The sequence below is a fragment of the Streptosporangium sp. NPDC002544 genome (genome assembly GCF_040295965.1).
In the GTDB taxonomy this organism is placed as follows: domain Bacteria; phylum Actinomycetota; class Actinomycetes; order Streptosporangiales; family Streptosporangiaceae; genus Streptosporangium.
In genome coordinates this window covers 145,947-167,337 of the sequence record NZ_JBEOWJ010000011.1, presented here as the reverse complement: position 1 = coordinate 167,337, position 21,391 = coordinate 145,947, and the positions used below count along the sequence as shown (strand labels likewise).

Genomic DNA, 21,391 nt, shown 5'->3' with positions numbered 1-21,391 from the left:
AACTGGGCAAAAGGCAAATGTCCGCTGTTCGCGAGCCGGGGGTCTGTCCTATGACGCGAATCATCGCTGTCCGCGGCGCGCTCCCACCGAACCGGCACTCCCAGGCAGAGATCACCGAGGCGTTCGCACGGGCGTGCCTGCCCGAGGGTGCCAACCGCCGGCTGCTCGACCGGCTGCACACCTCCGCGCGGGTGGAGTCACGGCACCTGGCGTTACCGCTCGAGCAGTACGCCAAGCTGGACGGCTTCGGGGCGGCCAACGACGCCTTCGTGGAGACGGCCGTGGAGCTGGGCACCGAGGCGCTGGGCGGCGCGCTGGAGGAGGCCGGGGTCCTCCCCGAGGACGTGGACATGATCCTCTTCACCTCGGTGACCGGCGTCGCGGCCCCCTCGGTGGACGCCAGGGTGGCCGGGCGGCTCGGGCTTCGCCCGGACGTCAAGCGGATCCCCATCTTCGGACTGGGCTGCGTCGCGGGGGCGGCCGGAATCGCCCGGCTCCACGACTACCTGCACGGCTGGCCCGAGCAGCTGGCGGTGCTGCTCTCGGTCGAGCTGTGCTCCCTCACCTTGCAGCGCGGTGACGCCTCCGTCGCCAACATGGTGGCGAGCGCCCTGTTCGGCGACGGGGCGACGGCCGTGGTGGCCTGCGGTGACGAGTGGCGCCCCCGGCGTACCGGCTCGCCCGCGACCTCCCGGGCCGGTGCGGTGAGTGGCGCGTCCGCGACGACGCGGCCCGCGGGACCCGCGGGGTCCTCTCCGGCGGCGGGCGCTCCCGCGACCGCCTGGCCCGCGGGGCCCGCAGGCTCCTCCCCCTCCACCGGCGAGCCGGCCTCCCACCGGCCCTGCGGACGGGCGGCTCCGGCGGTGGTGGCCTCGCGCAGTCACCTGTATCCCGGCTCCGAGCACGTGATGGGCTGGCACGTCGGCGACACCGGCTTCCGCGTGCTGCTCGACGCGAGTGTCCCCGAGGTGGTGCGCACCTACCTGGCCGACGACGTGCACGACTTCCTCGCCGACCACGACCTGAGCAGCGAGGAGGTGACGGCGTGGGTCTGCCACCCGGGCGGCCCCAAGGTCCTGGAGGCGGTGGCCGAGACGCTGCGGCTTCCCGAGGACGCGCTGGATCTCACCTGGCGCTCGCTCGCCGCGATCGGAAACCTCTCCTCCTCCTCGGTCCTGCACGTCCTGCGGGACACGCTCGCCCTGCGGCCACCGCCGCCCGGCACTCCGGGGATGCTCCTGGCGATGGGGCCGGGCTTCTGCTCCGAACTCGTACTGCTGCGCTGGTAGGAGCCCGATGTCCTGGCATCTGTCGTCCTGGTACCTGCTCCTTGTGCTGCTCATCGGCCTTGAGCGGATCGCCGAACTGATCGTCGCCCGCCGTAACGCGCGATGGAGCACGGCGCGCGGCGGGGTGACGTACGGGCGGGGCCACTACCCGTGGATGGTCGCCCTGCACACCGCTCTGCTGGCCGGATGCCTGCTGGAGGCGGGTCTGGCCGGCCGGCCCTTCGTGCCCGCGCTCGGCTGGCCGATGCTCGCCCTGGTGGTCGCCGCACAGGGTCTGCGCTGGTGGTGCGTGGTCTCGCTGGGCCCTCAGTGGAACACCCAGGTGATTGTGGTGCCGGGCCTGCCGCTGGTGGAGCGGGGGCCCTACCGGCTGCGCCTGCTCCGCCACCCCAACTACGTGGCGGTGGCCGTCGAGGGGGCGGCGTTGCCGCTGGTGTACGGCGCGTGGGTCACCGCGCTGACGTTCACGGTGCTCAACGCCGCGCTGATGAGGGTGCGGATCCGCTGTGAGGAGGACGCTCTGGCCTCGCTCGCCACGGCGACACCGGACGGCGCACCGCCCGCCACCGGGCGGGCGCCGGCATGATCGACGTCCTGATCGCGGGCGGAGGGCCGGCCGGGCTGGCCACCGCCATCCACGCCGCCCTGGCCGGGATGGAGGCCGTCGTCGTCGAGCCCAGGGCCCTACCGGTGGACAAGGCGTGCGGCGAGGGGCTGATGCCCACCGGGGTCGCGGCCCTGCGGTCGCTGGGGGTGCGGGTCGAGGGCAGGCCGCTGCGCGGCATCCGCTACCTGGACGGCCGTCACGAGGCGGAGGCGGCGTTCCGCGACGGCTCCGGCCTGGGCGTACGGCGGACCACGCTGCACACCGCACTGTCCCTGCGGGCGCGGGAACTGGGCGTGCGGGTCGTTCCCGGCAAGGTGGACGGCGTGCGACAAGACTGCCGTCTCGTCGAGGCGGCGGGACTGCGAGCCCGCTGGCTGGTGGCCGCGGACGGCCTGCACTCCCCGCTGCGCGCCCTGCTCGGACTGGAACTGCCCTGCCGCGGGCCGCGCAGGTACGGGCTTCGACGGCACTACCCGGTCGCGCCGTGGACGGACTTCGTCGAGGTCCACTGGGCGGCGGACGGCGAGGCGTACGTGACGCCGGTGGGCGAGAACCTGGTGGGCGTCGCCGTGCTGAGCTCTCGACGGCGCGGCTATCCGGAGCACCTGACGGACTTCCCCTCGCTCCTGGAGCGGCTGGAGGGACCGGCAGCCACCCCGGTGCGCGGGGCGGGGCCACTGCGCCAGCGGGTCCGCGCCCGGGTGGCGGGGCGAGTGCTGCTGGTCGGCGACGCGGCCGGCTACGTCGACGCGCTCACCGGGGAGGGGGTGTCGCTCGCGCTGACGTCCGCGCGGTTGCTGGTCGACTGCCTGCGGGCCGGTGCCCCCGGGGCGTACGAGGCCGCCTGGCTGCGGTTGTCGCGACGGCATCGGCTGCTCACCGGGGCGCTGGTGGGCAGCCGCCGTTACCGGGCGGCGGGGCGGCTGATCGTCCCGGCCGCCCGGCGGCTGCCCGCCCTGTTCGGCGCGGCGGTGCATGCCCTGGCCTGACCCGGCCACCGGGCTCCGCGCCGCTCCGTTCCCGGATGGAGATCACGGACGCGCGGCCGTCGGGGCGGCTCCCACCACCTCCGGCGTCCCGGGGCGGCAGGTGACCTCACATCAGCGTGGCGAGACCTTGTGGACGACCCCCAGCCTGGGGGCGTAATGCGTCGTGCCCTCGAACCTGAGCCGCCACTCACCGCCGGTACGCCCCTCCACCATCCTGGTGAAGCGTCCGTGGGAGTCGGTCGTGGCACCGGCCGCCTTCGTCCAGTCGGCGTCCCTACCGGCCCGGTGCATGATCTCGACGGGCTGGCCGGGGAAGGGGGCGTAGTCGAGGTGCCCCTGAGGGTCGACCCGGTTCAGCGCGCCCGTCACGCGCACCCCCGAGCCTCCTGGGGCCACCTGGACTCCGCCGAACCTGGTCAGACGCTTCAGCAGGAAGCCCTTATGTCCGGTGACCTCGGCGCCGTCCGCGCCCCTCGCGGTCACGGAGACGGTCCAGGGCCCGGCCGGATACCAGCGGCTCAGGCTCTTCTCCGGCGCGAACCGCCAGGTCTCCCACCCCTCCCACGGACGGAACCCGGTCATCCCCGCCGCGCCCGGGGCGAGGCGGGCGGACACGGTCGGGCCGGGTACGGGACCGGGCGCGAGGGCGGGGCCCCTGCCGGGACCGCCGCCCGGGCGGGACGCGGTGACAGGGAAAGACGTTCCCTTCGAAGCGGGGGTCGCACCCGGCTCGACCTTGATCGTCACCCCCTCGGGGCCGATGACGCCTCGGGCCACCACCTCTATCACCATGCGTACCGTGTCGGCGGGCCCGACCACGGGATTCGCGGGACGCAGGGTCACCGAGCGGATCGTCAGGTCCTCGGCTGCGGCCGCCGGAGCTCCTGCCGGTACCGGCAGGGCCACGGCCCCGGCCGCCAGGGATGCGAGAAGGACTCTCAACGTCATGACCAGGAGGCTAGGAGTCCGCCGGTAACAGGCAGGTAGAGGACACACGCCCCGTTGGGCAAAGCGGCGCCCGGCCGGCGCCGGAGACCGAAGTCCGAATCCGGAGCCGGCGGGCGGCGGTCAGTCCTCGTACATGCCGTCGATGATCTCGGCGTACTTGGCGTGGATGATACGACGCTTGAGCTTCAGGCTCGGGGTGAGCTCCGCGGTCTCGGCGGTCCACTCCACCGGCAGCAGGCTCCAGCGCTTGACCTGCTGGACCCGGGCCAGTTTCTCGTTGGCGACGGCGATGGCGCCCTCGACGGCCTTGAGGACGTCGGGGTGATCGGCGAGGTCCGCCAGGGTGGTGAACGTGATGCCGTTGGCCTGCGCCCAGCCGGGGGCCACCTCGCCGTCGAGGGTGAGGATCGCCACCGGGTAGGGCCTGCGGTCGCCGTAGGCGAGGGCCTGACCGATGAGCGGGTGCTCCTTGAGGTAGTTCTCGATGTTGGCCGGGGAGATGTTCTCGCCTCCCGCGGTGATGATGAGCTCCTTCTTGCGGTCGAGGATGCTGACGAAGCCGTCGGCGTCGATGGAGCCCACGTCACCGGTGTGCAGCCAGCCGTCGGCGTCGATCAGCTCGGCGGTGGCCTCCGGCCGTCCCAGATAACCGTGGGTGTTGGCCGGGCTGCGGGTGATGATCTCGCCGTCCTCGGCGATGCGGACCTCGACGCCGGGCCCCGCCTGGCCGACGGTGCCGAGCTTGAAGCTGTTGGGGGCGTTGGCGGTGAAGGCACCGGTCGTCTCGGTCATCCCGTACACGTCCAGGACCCGCAGGCCGAGGCCGGCGAAGAAGCGCTGGACCTCCAGCGGCATGGGCGCGGCCGCGGTGGCGAGCCAGCCCGCGTTGTCGAAGCCGATCATCGACCGGATGATCGACAGCAGCGCCGCGTCGGCCTGCTCGTAGGCGGCCAGGACCTCGGGCGAGGGGGTACGCCCGTACTGGTTGGCCTCGATGTAGGCGAGCCCGGCGGCCATGGCGTTGCGCACGCCCTCCTGCTGCTCCTCGGGCTGGGTGGCCAGCAGTGCCTGCAGGCGGGCCATCATCTTCTCCCACACGCGCGGGACGCCGAAGAACAGCACCGGCTTGACCTGGCCGAGGGTCGCGCCGAGCTGGGCGAGGTCGGTGCAGAAGTGGGTGTGGGAGAGCTTGAAGAGCGGCAGGTAGAGGCTGAGCACCCGCTCGGCGATGTGCGCGTAGGTGAGGTAGGAGATCTGGGTGCCCTTGCTGGGCAGGTCGGCCATCCTGTTGGTGGCCACGACCTCGAAGAACACGTTGGAGTGGGTCAGCGGCACACCCTTGGGGTTGCCGGTGGTGCCCGAGGTGTACAGGACCGTGAGAACGTCGTCGGCGGTCACCGCCTGCCAGCGGGCGTCGACGACGGCGGGGTCGGCCGCGAGCCGGTCGCGGCCGAGGGCCAGGAAGTCGTCCCAGGAGACGAACCGGTCACCGGCCGGGGCACCCTCCAGCACGATCACCTTGCGCAACTCGGGAAGGTCGTCAAGGACCGGCTCCCACCTGGCCAGCTCCGCCGGTCCGCCGAGCACCGCGATCTTCGCCTTGACGTCGCCGGCGACGAAGGCCACCTGCTCGGGGGTGAAGGTCGAGTAGACCGAGCACGACACCGCGCCGGCGTGCACCGCGCCCAGGTCAGCCAGCACGTGCTCACTGCGGTTCACCATCATGAGCGCGACCGCCTCGCCGGGCTCCAGCCCGAGGGCGGCGAACCCGGCGGCGATCTCCAGAACTCGCTGCCGGGCCTCGGAGTAGGTCAGGGTGGACCAGCCCCCCTCGACCGGGTCGGAGTACGCCGGGGCGTCGGGGTCACTCTCGGCCGCCTCCCTCAGCTGATCGCAGACCGTCCGGCCCGCGATCTCCCTCTCGATGGCCGCCCGCTCCTCAAGGACACCGGTCATACAGAGCCTCCTGAAAGTGCTTACTTGCACGAGTGGCATGCATCGCACCACACGCCGTTCCTCCCGGACAAGCCCCTGAAAGGGAGAAGAAACATCACAATGCACGGCCGCCTTCGGCATCCCGACAGGATGCGCACGTAGAGTTGCTACTTGATCACGCCGTGACATTCTGGGGGGCGCATGCCATCGGGGAGACGTGCCCGCGAGAAGACCTTCTTCGGGCACCCGCGCGGCCTGGCGACACTGTTCGGCACCGAGATATGGGAGCGCTTCAGCTGGTACGGCCTGCGGGCCATCCTCGCCACCTTCATGGCGGCCTCCCCCGCCATCGGCGGCCTGGGCCTGAGCCAGCAGACCGCCCAGGCGGTCGTCGGCATCTACGGCGCGCTCATCTATCTCGTCGCCCTGCCCGGCGGCTGGATCTCCGACCGGGTGCTCGGTGCCCGCAAGGCGGTGCTGTGGGGCGCCTCCATCATCATGTGCGGCCACATCAGCATGGCCATCCCCGTCGAGACCGGCGCCTTCGTCGCGCTCGGACTGCTCCTCATCATCGCCGGGACCGGGCTGATGAAGCCGAACATCTCCACGATGGTCGGCAAGCTCTACCCCCAGGACGACGACGCGCGCAGGGACGCGGGGTTCTCGATCTTCTACATGAGCATCAACATAGGCGCCTTCATCGCCCCCCTCGTCGTCGGCTGGCTCGCCTCGGGCAACCGCTGGCACCTGGGCTTCGGCGCGGCGGCGGTCGGCATGGCCCTGGGCCTTGCCCAGTACGTGCTGGGCAGGCGGCACCTGAAGGACGTGGGCGAGCGGCCGGGACACCGGCTGACCCCGCGCGAGCGCAGGCACTTCGGCCTCGCGGCGGCCGTCGCCGCACTCGCGGCCTGCGGCGGCCTGGCCGTCTGGACGGCGTCGGGCACCTTCGACCTCGACACCTTCGCACTCGTGATGACGTTGTTCATCGTGGCCGTGCCGGTGTTCTACTTCGGCTACATCCTGCTGGGCAGCCACAACCTGACCGATGACGAGCACTCCCGGATGAAGGCCTACATCTGGCTGTTCATCGCCGCCGCCATCTTCTGGATGATCTACGACCTGGCGCCGACCGTGCTGCTGTTCTTCGCCCAGAACAAGACGGACCTGTCACTGTTCGGCATCCGGATCACCCCTGCCACCACGCAGTCGTTCAACCCGCTGTTCATCATGATCTTCGTGCCGGTCTTCGCGGCGCTCTGGGTCAGGCTGGGCAACCGGGTGACCGCTCCGCACAAGTTCTCGGCGGGACTGTTCATCAACGGCCTGAGCTTCATGATCATGGCCCTGGCCGCCAAGCTGGCCGAGAGCGGGAGGATCTCGGTCTGGTGGCTGGTGCTGGTCTATCTTGTCCAGGTATTCGGTGAGTTGTCGCTGAGCCCGGTCGGCCTCTCGGTCACCACCAAGCTCGCCCCCGAGGCGTTCAAGAGCCAGATGCTGGGACTGTGGTTCATCTCCATCTCGGTGGGCGATGCCGTGGGCGGGCAGACGGGGCGGCTGAAGAACTACATGTCGGAACCCGCGTACTTCCTGACCCTCGCACTGATCGCCGTCGTGGCGTCGCTGGTGCTGCTCGCGTTCGCCGGCAGGCTCCATGCGATGATGCGCGAGCACCGGCTGCCGAGCACCGCCCCGCCCCCCTGACGTAAATCCCATATATCCGGTCATGGGATGATTTGTCGGTGAACAATGTGCTCGATCTCGTCGGGATCTTCGTCTTCGCTCTCTCCGGCGCCCTGGTGGGCGTGCGCAGGCGGCTCGACGTGGTGGGCATGGCCGTGCTGGCCGAGATGACCGCGCTGGGCGGCGGAATCGCCCGCGACCTGATCCTGAACGTGCGGCCCGCCGCCTTCTCCAGCATCGGCTACGTGGTCGTGCCGGTGCTGGCCACGGTGATCGTGTTCTTCTGGCACCCGCAGGTGGAGCGGGTGATGCCCGCGGTGAACGTGCTGGACGCCGCGGGCCTCGGGCTGTTCTGCGCGGTCGGCACCGAGAAGGCGATGTACTTCGGCCTCACCCCCCTGCACGCGGCCCTGCTCGGGATCATCACCGCGGTCGGCGGCGGCATCCTGCGTGACGTCCTCGCCGGGCAGGTCCCCACCCTGCTGTACGACCGCCAGTTGTACGCGGTGCCCGCCATGCTCGGCTCGGCGGTCATGGCACTGCTCTACACCCTGAACCTGCACGGCTGGCCGGCCACGCTGTCCGCCGCCCTGCTGGCCTTCGGGCTGCGCATCGTGGCCATGCGGCTGAAACTGCGGGCCCCGCTGGCCAGGGGCGTCACCTCCGGGTAAGCCCTCCCGGGGCGGGCTCAGAGGGCGGGAGTGAGCGGCTCGGCGGGCCGGGTGCCGTACGCCCCCCTGAGCCTGGCCTCCGCGATGCGCCGCACCGCCTCGACGAGGACCCGGGGCGGCTGGGTGAAGGGCAGCCGCAGCCGCCCCTCCAGCGTGCCGTCCACGCCGAACCACTGCCCGGGGGCCAGCCGGACCCCCTGGCAGGCCGCCGCGTCGGCCAGCGAGGTGGCCGAAGGTTCCGGCAGCCGCACCCAGAGCGAGCCGCCGCCCCTGGGCGGAACGAAGCTCCAGTCGGGCATCCGCGCCGCCAGCTCGGCCGCCAGGGCGTCCCTGGAGGCGCCGAGGAGACGGGCGCGCTCGGCCCTGGCCCCCTCGATGTCCTCGAACAACCTGGCCACCACCAGCTGTTCGAAAAGCGGGCTGGCGATGTCGATGGAGGCGCGGAGCACGGCAAGACGGCGGACCGTGGCGGCGGTGGTGCGGACCCAGCCGATGCGCAGCCCGCCCCACCACAGCTTGGACGCCGAGCCGATGGTGATCACCCTCCCGTCGGTGTCGAAGGCGGCCAGCGGCGTGGCCCGGGCCTCCTCGTCGAGCGCCAGCTCACACCAGCTCTCGTCGACCACCAGAACCGTGCCGTAGCGCCGCGCCGCACCGGCCAGGGCCGCTCGCGCCGCGTCGTCCATCAGGTGCCCCGTCGGGTTCTGGAAGTCGGGGATCACGTACGCGAGGCGGGCGGCCGACTGGCGCATCGCGCAGGTCAGCAGGTCCAGGTGGCGCCAGCCCCCGTCGGGGATGCCGACTCCGACGATCCTGGCACCGCGCATCCTGGCCAGGTCGATGGCGTGCGGGTAGGTGGGCGACTCCAGCAGCACCGGGTCCCCGCGCGAGAGCAGCATCGTGGTCACCAGGTGGATGGCCTGCTGGGCTCCGGTGGTCACCAGGATCTGCTCCGGCCGGGTGGCCACCCCCCGCGCGCTGTAGCGGGCGGCGATCGCCTGGCGCAGCGGGGCGATCCCGAGCGGGTCGTAGCCCGTCCCGAGCGTGTAGCGGGGATACTGGCCGGTGACGGCGGCGATCGCCTCGGGCAGTGTCGAGATCGCGCTCGGGGCCGCGGTGTGCATCGGCAGCAGCCCGTCGTCCTCGGCGGCGATCCACGGGTTGTCCGCGCCCAGCGAGCCCGCGTCGGGCAGCGCCGTCCAGCTCCCCGCCCCCTGCCTGCTCTCCAGGTACCCCTGCTCGCGAAGGAGGTCATAGGCCGCGGTCACGGTGGTGCGGCTGACGCCCAGCGCCTCGGCGAGGTGGCGCTCGGCGGGCATCCGTACCCGCACCGGCAGCCGCCCGTCAAGGACCAGCGACCGCACGCTCTGGGCCAGCACCCGGTAGTACGGCCTGGCGCCGGGGGCGATCGCCAGGAGACGGGCGAGCTGGGGTCCACTGAGATACCGGTCCACACCAACCACCATAAGGCCACTTTTCATGATTGGCCCTTTTATCCGGAGGCGGCGGCCTGAACGATTGGGGCCATCATGAGCGAACCCTCCCTGCCCACCCTCGGCTCCCTTCCCAACCGGCTCACCCGCCTGTACGCGGGCCTGGCCCTCTACGGCGTCGGCATCGGCCTGCAGATCGAGTCCCAGCTGGGCAACAGCCCCTGGGACGTGTTCCACCAGGGGCTCTCCATCCACCTGGGCCTGTCGGTCGGCACCTGGATCATCATCGTGGGCGCCCTGGTCATGCTGCTGTGGATCCCGCTGCGGCAGAAGCCGGGGCTGGGCACCCTCAGCAACGTCGTCCTGCTCGGACTGTTCGCCGACGCGGTCATGTGGCTGGCCCCGACCCCGGACGCGCTCGCCGCGCGCTGGGCGTACCTGCTGCTCGGCGTCGTCGCCACCGCCGCGGCCACCGGCCTCTACATCGGCGCCGGTCTCGGCCCCGGACCGCGCGACGGCCTGATGACCGGCCTGAACCGCCTGGGCCTGTCCATCCGCTCGGCCCGCACCGTCATCGAGGTCACCGTACTGGCCGCGGGCTGGCTGCTCGGCGGGACCGTGGGAGTGGGAACGCTGGTGTTCGCCCTCGCCATCGGGCCGCTGACCCAGTTCTTCATGCCGCGGACCCGTCCGGGAGCGCGGTTGCGCTCCAGCCCCCCGGGGAGCGCGCCGAAGCGTTAGCTTCGAGGCATGTGGATCGAGGACTACGCTCTCATCGGCGACATGCAGTCAGCGGCCCTGATCGGCAGGGACGGCTCCATCGACTGGCTCTGCCTGCCGCGCTTCGACTCGCCCTCGTGCTTCGCGGCACTGCTCGGCAACGCCGGGAACGGCCAGTGGTGGATCGGCCCCGCGGACGCCGGGCGGCCCCACGCCACCCGGCGCCGCTACCGGGGCGAGACCCTCATCCTGGAGAGCGAGTGGGACACCCCCGGCGGCACGGTCCGGGTGACCGACTACATGCCCACCCGGCACACCAACCCCGACCTGGTGAGGATCGTGGAGGGCGTGTCAGGGACGGTGGAGATGGCCACCGAGATCCGCATCCGCTTCGACTACGGCCGGATCGTGCCCTGGGTGCGCCGCAGCGACGGCCTGCTGCAGGCCGTCGGCGGACCCGACTCCGCGTGGCTGCACTCCCCCGTCCCGCTCCAGGGCGGTGACTACGCCCACAAGGCGAGGTTCGAGGTCTCCGAGGGCGACAGCATGGCGTTCATCTTCACCTGGCACCCCTCGCACGAGCCCAGGCCCGAGGAGATCGACCCGTACGAGCAGCTGACCGCGACCGAGGAGCTGTGGGCCGAGTGGGTCGAGCGGTGCGGCTACCAGGGCCCGTGGCGCGAGGCCGTGGTCCGCTCGCTCATCACGCTCAAGGCGCTCACCTACGCCCCCACCGGCGGCATCGTCGCCGCCCCCACCACCTCACTGCCCGAGGACCTCGGCGGCGTGCGCAACTGGGACTACCGCTACTGCTGGCTGCGCGACGCCACCATGACCCTGGACGCCCTCATCGGCTCCGGCTACCTGGAGGAGGCCCGCGCGTGGCGGTCCTGGCTGCTGCGGGCCATCGCGGGCCGCGGCCAGGACCTGCAGATCATGTACGGCGTCGCCGGGGAGCGCCGGCTCACCGAGCTTGAGCTCGACTGGCTGCCCGGCTACGAGGACTCCCGGCCGGTCAGGATCGGCAACGGCGCGGTCGACCAGCTCCAGCTGGACGTCTACGGCGAGGTCCTGAACTCCCTGTACCTGTCTCGCGTCTCGGGCCTGGAGTCCGACCATCGGGCCTGGACCATCCAGTTCGAGCTGATCTCCTATGTCGAGGAGCACTGGGACGAGCCGGACGAGGGGCTGTGGGAGGTCCGCGGCCCACGCCGGCACTTCGTGCACTCCAAGGTCATGTGCTGGGTCGCACTCGACCGGGCCGTCAAGCACATGGAGACCTTCGGCAAGCCCGGCCCGCTGGCGCGCTGGAAGGAGCTGCGCGACCGCGTCCACGCCGAGGTCTGCGACAAGGGCTTCGATTCGGTACGCGGCACCTTCACCCAGTCCTACGGCTCGAACGAGCTGGACGCGGCCCTGCTGCTGATCCCGATCGTCGGCTTCCTGCCGCCGGAGGACCCGCGTGTGATCGGGACGGTGGAGGCGATCCAGCGCGAGCTGATGGTCGACGGCTTCGTGCTGCGCTACCCGGTCTCGGCCGACAACGAGGTGGACGGCCTGCCCGGCGGCGAGGGGGCGTTCCTGGCGTGCAGCTTCTGGCTGGCCGAGGTCCTGGCGATGATCGGCCGCAAGGACGAGGCAGTCGAGCTGTTCGAGCACCTGCTGTCGCTCCGCAACGACGTCGGCCTGCTCGCCGAGGAGTACGACCCCCGCTACGGCCGGATGGTCGGCAACTTCCCACAGGCCTTCAGCCACGTGCCGCTGATCCACACCGCCCGCGCGCTCAGCTGAGGCGACGGCAGCCGGCTGACCGTTTTATGCCCTTTAATCCCTATAGGGCGGCCAAGCCGACAGATTTCTTAAAAATCATCAAGAAATCTGGGATTCGGCTGCAACAATCCGGTGCGAGCGTGACTCTCATCCGCTGTAACACCACCGGAAAGGAACGAACCAATGAGCGATTTCGACGTGACCACCACGGACCTGGTCGACTACGACGGCGACGGGGGAACCGACGCCCAGCTGATCGACACCGACGGTGACGGCATCGCCGACGAGGAGCGCTACGACACCGACGGCGACGGCGTCACCGACGTCGTCTACCTCGACCACGACGGCGACGGCTACGTCGACGAGACCCGGGTCGACCTGAACGGCGACGGGGTCGCCGACTACACCGAGTACTCGGGTCCCTTCCCGACCGCCTGACGGAAAGAACCGGCGTGAGCCCGCGTGACCTCACCGGGAGGGGGCCCCGGATCCGGGTCACAAGGGCCGCCGACGAGAAAGGCGATCGATGAGGAACCGACGTGTGTTCCTTCCCCTGCTGTTGCTGGCCTGGCCGGCACTGACCGGCTGCGGCGCGGTGGCAGGACTCCGAGGGGAGACCGTCGGCACGCCCGCGGCATCCCTGCGAGGCGACGGTGTCGGCTCCCTGCGCCCCGGAGAGGCGGAATCCGTCACGCTGGGAACGCCGATCGGGTTCCTCCCGCTGCCCCTGGTGCTCGCGGTGGCGGCGGGCACCCTGGCCGCGGCGGCCGCGGGCCTGTATCTGTGGCATCGCAACCGCCGCCCCGCCCAGGCACCCGTGCCGGGCACCTGGCAGGCGGCCTCGTACGAGACACCGTGGCAGGGGACGCAGCCGCAGGGGACGCCTCCGTTCCCCGCGGGCCAGGCGGGCTCGGTGCCGGACCGACCCGCCGCCGACCCACCCGCCGGCCCCCCCACCGGCCCGTCGGAGGACCCGCTGTCCGAGGCACTGGCCCAGGTCTCCGGGAGCGGGATCAGCCCGGCGCTCACCCAGCAGGTGGAGAGGCTCTTCTCCGAGGGCCACCCCGGCCGTGCGGCCCTGGTCGGGGCCTGCGTGGGCTACCGGGACCAGCTCGCGGAACGCCACCCCCGGCTGGCCGGGACGCTGCTGGAGGCGCTGAACCGGGCCGGCGTCCAGGAGATCGTCGCGGACGGGCAGCGCTTCGACCCACGCCTGCACGAGGCGTTCGGCACCGCGCCGGCCGACAGCCCCGAACTGCACGACATCGTCGCCGAGACCGTCAGGCGAGGGTACGCCGACGGCGGGCACGTGATCCGCGTACCGCAGGTCGTCGTCTACCGCCATGCCTCACCGGGCTCCGGGGCGGAGCGGTGAGCGGCTCGGCGCCCCGCGAGAGCAGCGTGCCGCACCTCGCGACGGGCACCCGGTTCACCCCGGCCCTTCAGGCGGGCCCGCGGCCTCTCCCGGCCCGCGCGGCAGGTCACGAGAACGCACCGGACGGCCAGGGCGGTGACGCGTGAGCACCGGACCCGCGGATCTGCTGCGCCACCTGTGCGACACCACCTCGGCCAGGCTTTCCGGCGCGGAGCTGCGCGAGCGGGTGGCGCAGGTGCGCGCCGGCCTCGACGCGCCGCTGCGGGTCGCCGTGGCGGGCGCGGTCAGCAGCGGCAAGTCGACGCTGGTGAACGCGCTGCTCGGACTGCCCGTCGCTCCGGTGGACGCCGGTGAGTGCACCTTTGTCGTCACCCAGTACGAGTACGGCGAGGACGACGGCCGCATCACGATCGAGCTCCTTGACGGCGGCGTGGCCCACTCCCGGCTGTCGCCCGGCCACCGGCTCCCCTCGGAGCTCGGCGTCGACGTGGCCCGGATCCGGCGCCTGCGGGTCTCCCTGAACCTGCCGTCGCTGCGCACCGTCACCATCATCGACACCCCCGGCATGAACACGGTGACGGCCGCCAACGAGCGGGCGGCCAGGAGCATGCTGTTCGGCTCCGGTGAGGAGGACGACCGCGCACAAGCGATGATCTACGTGCTGCGCTACGTCCAGAAATTCGACGACACCACCCTCGCGGAGTTTCGCGGGCTGACCGACGCCTGCGGAATGAGCTGCGTCAACACCCTCGCCGTGCTCGGCCAGGTCGACCGGCGCGGCGACGAGGGCGACCCGTGGCCGACCGCCAGGCGGCTGGCCGCCAAGGGGTACGAGGACCTGCGCACCTCCGTCTTCGACGTGGTCCCGGTGATCGGCCTGCTGGCCGAGACCGCGCGGGCCCTCCCGCTGGGCGGCGAGGAGGTGGCGGCCCTGGAGACGCTGGCCGGGCTCGACGAGGACGACCTGGAGGACTACCTCCTGGACCTGGACGACTTCCGCTCCGCGCCCGAGATACCCGTGCCGGCCGAGGTGCGCCACCGGCTGGTGGAGCGGCTGCACCGCTACGGCATCACCAGCGCGGTCGAGGCGGTGCGCGCGGCCGGCACCGTCTCCCCCGAGGCGCTCACCTCCCACCTGCTGGAACGCTCCGGCTACTCCTCCGCGGGGCGGGCCGCGACCGGCTCCGTGGCCGCGGGCATCGCCCACTTCGCCCGCCGCGCCGACCAGCTGAAGGCACTCGACGCGCTGACCCGGCTCCGCGCACTCGCCAGGACGCCGGCGATGGGGGCCGACCGCGCCACCCTGGACGCGCTGGCGGCCCAGCTCGACGAGAACCGGCCGATCGCGACCTCCCTGGGCGGCCTGCGGATCTTCACCGCCGCCGAGGCGCTCGGCCGCGGAACGCTGGTCCTGAACGAGGAGATGACCGCCGAGCTGCTGCGCCTGGCCCGTCACGACGAGCCCGCCGAGCAGCTCGGCCTGCCCGCGGGGGCCTCCTCCGAGCAGATCGCCGCCGCCGCCACCGCGGCGTCGATGCGCTGGCGCACGCTCGCCATGATGAGCGAGGGACGTGCCGGCGGACACCGGGCCAGGGACGTGCTGACCGTCCTGGAGGACCTCGTCTCGGCGGCGTTGGAGGAGCAGGCACCCTCCGGCGGCGGGGGCGGCGAGAAGCTCCCGCCGGTCCGCGTGGACCCCGCCGCGATCGAGACGCTGCGGGCCTCCCCCATGGTCCCGGCCGACGACCGGCGGGCGCTGGAACTGCTGCTCTCCGGGGCCGAGCTGGCCACCCAGCTCGGGGCGCCACCCGGGACCCCGCGCGCCGAGATCGCCGGTTACGCCGCCGCCCTGAGCGCCCGGTTCCGCACCCTCACCCACCGGCCACTCCCCCTGCGGCAGCGACGGGCGGCCGAGACCCTCTGCGAGGCGTACGAGACCATCTGGTCGCACCACGCGGACGGTTCCTGAGGCGGGACACCGCCGAAAGGCGGCACCGGCCCATCCCCATCCATCCCCGACAGGAGAAAAGGATCATGACGACCCCCGACCCGACCGGCCCCGTGGCCAGGCTGCTGCGCTACGCCAACGAGGTCCACGCGCTGGCCGGGCAGTGCGGCAGGCAGGACCTCGCGGAGGTGCTGGCCGCGTGCGCGGGCCGCTGGAAGGACGAGTGCACCGACATCGTGGTCGCCGGGGCACAGAAACGCGGCAAGAGCCGGCTGCTCAACACGCTGGTGGGCCACCCCGACCTGCTCCCGGTCGACGCCGACGTCGCCACCAACTGCTTTCTGTCGCTGCGGCGCGGCCCCCGGCTGGCCGCCGTCGTCCACCGCAGCACCGACTCGGGGCCGCTGCAGACACCGATCACCATCGAGTCGATCCCCGACTACGCCTCGATGCGCGGTGACGCGGGCAAGCGCCGCGACGTGGTGAGCGTGGACATCACCCTCGACAACCCCCTGCTCGACGGGTTGCGGCTGCTCGACACCCCCGGCGTGGACAGCCTGACGGTGGGGCACCGGCAGGTGACCGTGGCCATGCTCCAGCGGGCCGACGCGCTGCTGTTCGCGCTCAGCGCGCAGGACCAGCCGGTGCTCAGGCACGAGCTGGAGTTCCTCGCGGAGGCCGCCGAACGGGTCCAGGCGATCGTGTTCGTGCTGACCAAGGTGGAGGATTCGACCAACTGGCGAAACCTTCAGGAGGAGAACAGGACCCGCCTGAGGACGTTCGTCACCGAGGCGATCGCCGCCGACCCCGCCAGGGCCGCGACGCTGGCCCCGCTCCTGGAGGCACCGTGGATCCCGGTGAGCGCCAAGCTCGCCGAGGCCGCCGAGGCCAAAAGGCGCGAGGGGCGCGAGGAACGGGCGAACACGCTGCGGGCGCGCAGCGGCATGGACGCGCTGGAGCGGCACCTGCGCGCCTTCGCCGAGGGCAGGGAGTCGGCGCGGGGCGCCACGGTGGTCGCCGCCGCCCTGTCGGTGCTGGGCTCGCTGGCGACCAGCGCCAAGGACGACGTCGCCGCGGGCTCCGACGACGACGGCGACGTCACCGCCCGGCTCGCCGAGGTGGACGCCGACCTGGCGGGCCTGGCCGAGCTGTCCGCGCGGCGCAGGGCGGGCATGGTGGCCAACACCTTCATCGGACGCGAGGTGGGGGGCATCGTGGGCGCGCGGGTGGCCGAGATCCGCCAGCCGTACGAGAACACGATCGCCACGCTGAAGAAGCAGGCCCAGATCGACCAGTACATGGCGGAGCTGCCGGTGAGCGTCCAGCGTTCCCTGGAGGCCGCCTGGTCGCAGATCGTCTACGACGTGGAGAAGCTGGCCAGGACCACGCTGGACGCCTTCGCCCGCGATCTCGGCCTCGACCCGGTCGAGCTGACCGCCGACAGGCAGGCGATGCCCAACCTGTCGCAGGTCCAGGTCAAGGGCGACATGGCCGCCGAGGCCCCGGAAAGCGTGGACCTCATCCGGGACGTGCTGCCCTCGGCCTCGATCGGGCTGTCCCTGGGCGGCTTCGCCACGGCCCTGCTCGGCCCGGTGGGCTTCATCCTGGTCGCCCCGGCCATCGGCGCGGCCATCTTCATGGGGCGGCGCTCGATGGAGAAGGTGCAGCGCAGCCAGGCGGCGATCAGAGGGGCGCTGCGCGACCAGTTCGCCGTGGTCACCAGGGAGATGACACTCGACCTGGAGCGGATGGTGGCCACCTGGCGGGTGAGCGTCGAGCAGGCCGCCGACGACACCCTGGCCCGGCGGCGCCGGGAGCTGGAGACCAGACGCGCCGAGCTGAAGTCCGCCTCCGCCCGCTCGGCCGCCGATCGCCTCAAGGCCCGCAAGTCGGGCCAGGACCGGATCGCCGCGATCGGCACCCTCACCACGCGCGGCCACGAACTCCGCAAGGAACTGGCCGGCGCGGTGGCCGCCCTGGGCACCGAGCAGCCGGTCCCCGCGGGAACCTGACCGGGCGGCCGCCCCCCTGCGGCAGCGCCGGTCACCCGAGTCCGGCGCTCTCATGGCCGGAACGACGGCCGTTCTCGTCCCCGGCCTCGGCCGGGGACGAGAACGGGGACGAGCACGGGTCAGAGCGGCAGGTGCACCAGGGTCGCGGGCCGGTCGCGGGTGGCGCCGGTGGCGTCGTCGGGGCGGTGCAGGCAGAGCAGGCCCGTGGCGACCCGGACGACCGGCTCGAACATCCCCGGCGTGCGATGCACCTCCCGCGCTCCGCCCGGGGTGATGTGCAGCAGCCTGCTGCGGCCCGCGTCCTGCATGGTCATCCACATCGAGTCACCGTCGGCGACCAGCCTCGGCCGCTCCCAGCGGTGGCGGGAGGTGAGGTGGCCGGCCAGGGTCGCCGACTGCTTGCCCATCAGGAACTCCAGCGTCTGGGAACGCTGGTCGAAGATCCCGACCGACCAGCCCCTGACGGGGCTCACCTGATCGGTGCCGACCGCGTAGATCTCGTTGCCCGCGGAGAACCAGCGCAGCGCGCCGCCCCGGGGACGCGGCATGACCAGCCTGGTCCTGCCGTCCGCGGTGTCGGCCTCCAGCCCCGCCGAGCCGGAGGTGAACCACCGGCCCCGGTGCAGGACCACCTGGTGCAGCCAGCCGCGCCCCGGCTCGCGCACCGTCGGGCGCACCACGCCGCCGGGGTCGACCAGGCACAGCACCTGCCATGGCCGAAAGTCCTGGTGCCGGTTCTGGAACATCGGCTTGTTGCTGCTGAACTGCCCGAGCACCACGGTGCAGCCCGGCGCGCCCACCGAGGAGGACGGCTCGGTGCCGCTGGGCGCCTCCTGGTCGAGCAGCCGGCGCAGCCTGTTGTCCTCGTTCAGGAACCACTGGGCGTAGGGACCCAGCTCGCGCGGCTGGGGCGCCTGGAAGGCGAAACCGCCGCCCAGGTCGAGCTCGATCATGGCCAGTTGGCCGGTCTCCCCCCAGGGCAGGCCCATCGAGGTGTCGACACCGACGACCTGGCGGGAGTGGAAGAAGACCCACGCCGTACGGCCGTGGGCGATCACGGTGGGGTTGCCCCACATCTGCAGCGGGTGGGTGGCGCGGATGGCGAGGTCGCGGGTGAGGGCGCGGACCAGCACCTGCGCGGGCCCGACCTGCTCCACCGCCACGACGCCCTCGCTGGAGGCGGCCCACTCCACGAGCCTGCCGAAGCCGAGCTCCCGGTCGTAGCGGCCCTCGATCCCGTCGAGTCTGCGCAGCAGGTGGCCGTGCTCGAAGGCCTGGTGGACGAAGACCTGGCCCGCCTCGATGCGCGCCTCCAGCACGCCGTCCATCACCTTCTCGATCCCCTGGACGCTGGGGCCGTCCCCGCCCGCCGCGCCCCCTCGGCCTGCGGGCCGGCCACCGAGCCCCCGGTGCCCTCCGGTGGCGTCGTCGCCGGGACCGGTGAGCACCCGGTGGCCGCCGGTGGCACCGCCCTCGGGACCGGTGAAGGCCCGGTGTCCACCGGTCGGAACGGCCACCGGCGCACCGGGCACACTGGGCGTGTGGTGGCCCACCGCCGGTCCGGCCGCCACCGGGCCGGTGAAGGCCCGCTGCCCCGTGCCGGCGACGCCGGGAGCGCCGGGAGCACTGGGGGCACTGGGGGCCTGTCCCGTGCCGGAAACACCCGCCGCACCGGCGGGCACCCGGTGGCCGCCGGTGGGGGTGCGGCCCGCACCGGGCTCGTGGTGCTCGACCTTGAGCTTCCAGGCCAGCTGCGCGGCGCCGTAGGCGACCACGATCTTCGGGTCGTCGTAGGTCCGCACCCGGTCGCCGAAGCGCTCGCGTACGGCCTTCTGGACCAGCGGCATCCGGCTGGGGCCGCCGGTCATGAACACCGCGGCCAGTTCGCCGGGCTCGACCCCCGCGCCGCGGATCGTCTCGTCCAGGATGTCGACCGTCCTGACGATCTCCTCGCCGATGAGATCCTCCAGGTCGGCCCTGGTGATGTGCACGTCCTCGTTGATGCCGACCACGTAGTGCGAGGAGGTGTCGAACTTCGACAGCGTCTCCTTGGCCTCCCTGGCCATCTTGAGCAGGTCCGCGGCGTAGCTGACGTAGCGGCGCTCGGGGTTGGTGGTCACCTGCTGCCACCAGTCGGCGTCGAGCCGCTCGATCTGGGCTCCGAGGAACGCGAAGACCTGTTCGTCGAACCCCTCGCCGCCGATCTCGTCGCTGCCGCCCGGCTCACCGACGACCGCGAAGTCACCGCCGTCCACGGTGAGCACCGCGGCGTCGAACGTACCGCCGCCGAGGTCGTAGACGGCCAGCCGCGACCCGCCGTCCGCCCGCCCGGCGGAGGCGAAGTAGCGGGCCGAGGCGACGGGCTCGTCGATGAGCACGATCCGCACGCCGCTGACGACCTTCCTGGCCGCCGCCAGCAGCACCGCCTTACGGTCGGCGTCCCAGGCCACCGGGTGGGTCAGCGCGATGCAGTCGGGATCGGCGCCGTCGAAGCGCCGCCGTCCCTCGCTGACGAACAGCTCCAGCAGCGCCGCCATGGTGTCGGCCACGTCCACCGGGACACCGCCGAGCAGCATCCGGCCCCGGCCGACGTAGCGCTTGGGGTTGCGCTCGACCCGCTCGGGGCTGATCGCGATGCCCCGCTGGGCGATCCTGCCCGCCACGAGCGTCCCCCGCTCGTCCAGCATGACGGCGGAGGGGATGCGCCGCTCTCCCTCGACCTCCAGGACGTCGAAGCGCCCTTCGGCCGCTATCACCCCGGCGGAGAAACTCGTCCCCAGATCGACACCGAGGCACCACTGCGCCATGTCCCACTCCTCGTAGATCCAGACCTCATCATGCCCCATCTCGCGACCACGGCCAGGGCGCGGGCGGGGGCGCCGGCCGATCCGGGAAGGGGAGCGGCGGCCACCGAGGTGGGCGTGGAGGGGCGGGACACATCCTCTCGCGTCCGCGGTCGCCATGGCGAACGGTCGGCGATCGACATCGTCCCCGTACCGGAGGAAGGTGAGGGGCTCCCGGTGCCGAGGTGTGCTCACGCCACCTCGGCTTCGGGTGGCCGGCGGATCAGCCGGCGCCGAACCCGCCGTCGGGATGGCTCTCCGGGCGGGCGGCCATCGCCGCCAGGACGCGCGCGAAGTCCGGCGGGGGCGCGACCACCAGCCGGGTCTGTCCGTCCTGGCTGACCAGGTCGGCCCTGATCAGGGAGAGGCGGCCACCGTGCCACCAGTAGACCTGCGGGCTGAGCGCCTCGTCACGCAGATCGAACTCCCGCTGGGCGAACAGCCGGAGCCGCTCGATCGCGCGGACCACGCCGATGCCCTCGACCGGATGGACGATCAGCGTCGCCGGGTCGGGCAGCGCAACGAGGACCCCGTCGGAGGGGACGGGCAGGTAGTCGCCCAGCCTGCGCAGGTGGGCGGCGGCGCCGGCGGTGGGTCCGGTCAGCCTGCGGACCGCCACGCCGCCGAGGTCGCCCTCCGTGACCGAGAGCCGCTCGTCCTGGCGAGCGTTCTCCAGGGCCACATCGAGCGCCTGGGCGGCGGTGATCGGCCAGCAGCCGACCTCCTCGGGGCGGACCGGGCGACCGGCGGGGCCGTAGCCGATGGTGAGCACCTCGACCAGGTCGGCGGTGAGGTGACGGCCGACCACGCGGGCCGAGTCGAGGTCGTCGTCGAGCTGGATGCGGGTCCGCAGCATCGGGCGCACCTGCTCCAGGTCGCAGGCGTCGAGCGGCTCGTCCGCCGTGGCCAGGACGTGGGCCAGGTGCTCGGAGACGAGCACCGGCCAGTCCTCACGGGAGCGCCTCAGCGCCTCGGCGCGCAGCCCCGCCAGTCGCACCACGACCCGGCGCGGGCCGGTGAGCGTCAGGACGGCGCCACCGGGGTCGAAGGCGCAGGCATAACCGAGACTGTCCGCGACCAGGGCGAGCAAGGAGTCGAGATCGACCTCTTCGATCGGGCGCGGTAGCGCCTCGGTTCGCCGGTCACGGTGCCGCCGGAACAGTCTCACGCG

The 21,391-nt window shown here is 72.4% G+C and carries 16 protein-coding genes; 11 read left to right on the top strand and 5 right to left on the bottom strand.

The genetic code is table 11. The features are described from left to right. The first annotated feature begins 50 nt into the window (after nucleotides 1–50). The 3 genes from ABT061_RS19055 to ABT061_RS19045 are packed head-to-tail and all read left to right on the top strand — an operon-like array spanning nucleotide 51 to nucleotide 2,885. The gene (locus ABT061_RS19055) at nucleotides 51–1,289 is read left to right on the top strand and encodes a type III polyketide synthase (RefSeq protein ID WP_350919097.1); all 1,239 of its coding nucleotides are present in this window, start codon (nucleotides 51–53) and stop codon (nucleotides 1,287–1,289) included. A gap of 7 nt (nucleotides 1,290–1,296) precedes the next feature. Next, on the top strand, nucleotides 1,297–1,875 hold the full coding sequence (locus ABT061_RS19050; RefSeq protein WP_350919094.1) for an isoprenylcysteine carboxyl methyltransferase family protein: 579 nt from the start codon (nucleotides 1,297–1,299) through the stop codon (nucleotides 1,873–1,875). Continuing rightward, nucleotides 1,872–2,885, top strand: a complete 1,014-nt coding sequence (locus ABT061_RS19045) for an NAD(P)/FAD-dependent oxidoreductase (RefSeq protein WP_350919091.1) — start codon at nucleotides 1,872–1,874, stop codon at nucleotides 2,883–2,885. The genes ABT061_RS19050 and ABT061_RS19045 overlap by 4 nt, the downstream gene beginning before the upstream one ends. 111 nt (nucleotides 2,886–2,996) lie before the next feature. Here ABT061_RS19045 and ABT061_RS19040 read toward each other — a convergent pair whose 3' ends face one another. After that, nucleotides 2,997–3,833, bottom strand: a complete 837-nt coding sequence (locus ABT061_RS19040; RefSeq protein ID WP_350919088.1) for a hypothetical protein — start codon at nucleotides 3,831–3,833, stop codon at nucleotides 2,997–2,999. A gap of 120 nt (nucleotides 3,834–3,953) precedes the next feature. Beyond that, nucleotides 3,954–5,789, bottom strand: a complete 1,836-nt coding sequence (locus ABT061_RS19035; RefSeq protein WP_350919085.1) for an AMP-dependent synthetase/ligase — start codon at nucleotides 5,787–5,789, stop codon at nucleotides 3,954–3,956. Between the two features lie 180 nt (nucleotides 5,790–5,969). Here ABT061_RS19035 and ABT061_RS19030 point away from each other — a divergent pair, with 180 nt between their 5' ends. Then, nucleotides 5,970–7,469 (top strand): peptide MFS transporter, encoded by a 1,500-nt coding sequence (locus ABT061_RS19030; protein WP_350919083.1) that lies wholly within the window; start codon nucleotides 5,970–5,972, stop codon nucleotides 7,467–7,469. Nucleotides 7,470–7,507: 38 nt separating this feature from the next. Beyond that, nucleotides 7,508–8,119 carry a trimeric intracellular cation channel family protein gene (locus ABT061_RS19025; protein ID WP_350919080.1) on the top strand — a complete coding sequence of 204 codons (612 nt, stop codon included), beginning with the start codon at nucleotides 7,508–7,510 and terminating at the stop codon, nucleotides 8,117–8,119. 17 nt (nucleotides 8,120–8,136) lie between these two features. Here ABT061_RS19025 and yczR read toward each other — a convergent pair whose 3' ends face one another. Beyond that, nucleotides 8,137–9,600, bottom strand: a complete 1,464-nt coding sequence (gene yczR / locus ABT061_RS19020; RefSeq protein ID WP_350919077.1) for a MocR-like transcription factor YczR — start codon at nucleotides 9,598–9,600, stop codon at nucleotides 8,137–8,139. A 48-nt stretch (nucleotides 9,601–9,648) separates the two neighbouring features. Here yczR and yczE point away from each other — a divergent pair, with 48 nt between their 5' ends. From yczE to ABT061_RS18990, 6 genes are all read left to right on the top strand, one after another. Next, nucleotides 9,649–10,293: a membrane protein YczE gene (gene yczE, locus ABT061_RS19015; RefSeq protein ID WP_350919075.1), complete on the top strand. Its 645-nt coding sequence runs from the start codon at nucleotides 9,649–9,651 to the stop codon at nucleotides 10,291–10,293. Nucleotides 10,294–10,302: 9 nt separating this feature from the next. Next, nucleotides 10,303–12,063 carry a glycoside hydrolase family 15 protein gene (locus ABT061_RS19010; protein ID WP_350919073.1) on the top strand — a complete coding sequence of 587 codons (1,761 nt, stop codon included), beginning with the start codon at nucleotides 10,303–10,305 and terminating at the stop codon, nucleotides 12,061–12,063. 162 nt (nucleotides 12,064–12,225) lie between these two features. Further along, nucleotides 12,226–12,480, top strand: a complete 255-nt coding sequence (locus ABT061_RS19005) for a hypothetical protein (RefSeq protein WP_350919070.1) — start codon at nucleotides 12,226–12,228, stop codon at nucleotides 12,478–12,480. Between the two features lie 103 nt (nucleotides 12,481–12,583). Continuing rightward, nucleotides 12,584–13,417 carry a nucleotide exchange factor GrpE gene (locus tag ABT061_RS19000; RefSeq protein ID WP_350919067.1) on the top strand — a complete coding sequence of 278 codons (834 nt, stop codon included), beginning with the start codon at nucleotides 12,584–12,586 and terminating at the stop codon, nucleotides 13,415–13,417. Between the two features lie 142 nt (nucleotides 13,418–13,559). Then, the gene (locus tag ABT061_RS18995) at nucleotides 13,560–15,386 is read left to right on the top strand and encodes a dynamin family protein (protein ID WP_350919064.1); all 1,827 of its coding nucleotides are present in this window, start codon (nucleotides 13,560–13,562) and stop codon (nucleotides 15,384–15,386) included. Nucleotides 15,387–15,451: 65 nt separating this feature from the next. Next, nucleotides 15,452–17,377, top strand: coding sequence for a dynamin family protein (locus ABT061_RS18990; RefSeq protein WP_350919061.1), 1,926 nt, complete (start codon nucleotides 15,452–15,454; stop codon nucleotides 17,375–17,377). Nucleotides 17,378–17,496: 119 nt separating this feature from the next. On the opposite strand, the gene ABT061_RS18985 is transcribed toward ABT061_RS18990, so the two are convergent. Together ABT061_RS18985 and ABT061_RS18980 are read right to left on the bottom strand one after the other, a co-directional pair. Further along, the gene (locus tag ABT061_RS18985) at nucleotides 17,497–20,223 is read right to left on the bottom strand and encodes an Hsp70 family protein (protein ID WP_350919058.1); all 2,727 of its coding nucleotides are present in this window, start codon (nucleotides 20,221–20,223) and stop codon (nucleotides 17,497–17,499) included. A gap of 220 nt (nucleotides 20,224–20,443) precedes the next feature. Continuing rightward, nucleotides 20,444–21,388 carry a hypothetical protein gene (locus tag ABT061_RS18980; RefSeq protein ID WP_350919055.1) on the bottom strand — a complete coding sequence of 315 codons (945 nt, stop codon included), beginning with the start codon at nucleotides 21,386–21,388 and terminating at the stop codon, nucleotides 20,444–20,446. Nucleotides 21,389–21,391: the final 3 nt, after the last annotated feature.

What these genes read in the sequence shown, in the direction of transcription:
- yczE (WP_350919075.1), top strand. Translation starts at nt 9,649, where the DNA reads ATGAGCGAACCCTCCCTGCCCACCCTCGGCTCCCTTCCCAACCGGCTC.
- ABT061_RS18990 (WP_350919061.1), top strand. Translation starts at nt 15,452, where the DNA reads ATGACGACCCCCGACCCGACCGGCCCCGTGGCCAGGCTGCTGCGCTAC.
- ABT061_RS19040 (WP_350919088.1), bottom strand. Translation starts at nt 3,833, where the DNA reads ATGACGTTGAGAGTCCTTCTCGCATCCCTGGCGGCCGGGGCCGTGGCC.
- ABT061_RS19035 (WP_350919085.1), bottom strand. Translation starts at nt 5,789, where the DNA reads ATGACCGGTGTCCTTGAGGAGCGGGCGGCCATCGAGAGGGAGATCGCG.
- ABT061_RS19030 (WP_350919083.1), top strand. Translation starts at nt 5,970, where the DNA reads ATGCCATCGGGGAGACGTGCCCGCGAGAAGACCTTCTTCGGGCACCCG.
- ABT061_RS19055 (WP_350919097.1), top strand. Translation starts at nt 51, where the DNA reads ATGACGCGAATCATCGCTGTCCGCGGCGCGCTCCCACCGAACCGGCAC.
- ABT061_RS18985 (WP_350919058.1), bottom strand. Translation starts at nt 20,223, where the DNA reads ATGGGGCATGATGAGGTCTGGATCTACGAGGAGTGGGACATGGCGCAG.
- ABT061_RS19045 (WP_350919091.1), top strand. Translation starts at nt 1,872, where the DNA reads ATGATCGACGTCCTGATCGCGGGCGGAGGGCCGGCCGGGCTGGCCACC.
- ABT061_RS19050 (WP_350919094.1), top strand. Translation starts at nt 1,297, where the DNA reads ATGTCCTGGCATCTGTCGTCCTGGTACCTGCTCCTTGTGCTGCTCATC.
- ABT061_RS19005 (WP_350919070.1), top strand. Translation starts at nt 12,226, where the DNA reads ATGAGCGATTTCGACGTGACCACCACGGACCTGGTCGACTACGACGGC.
- yczR (WP_350919077.1), bottom strand. Translation starts at nt 9,600, where the DNA reads ATGAAAAGTGGCCTTATGGTGGTTGGTGTGGACCGGTATCTCAGTGGA.
- ABT061_RS19010 (WP_350919073.1), top strand. Translation starts at nt 10,303, where the DNA reads ATGTGGATCGAGGACTACGCTCTCATCGGCGACATGCAGTCAGCGGCC.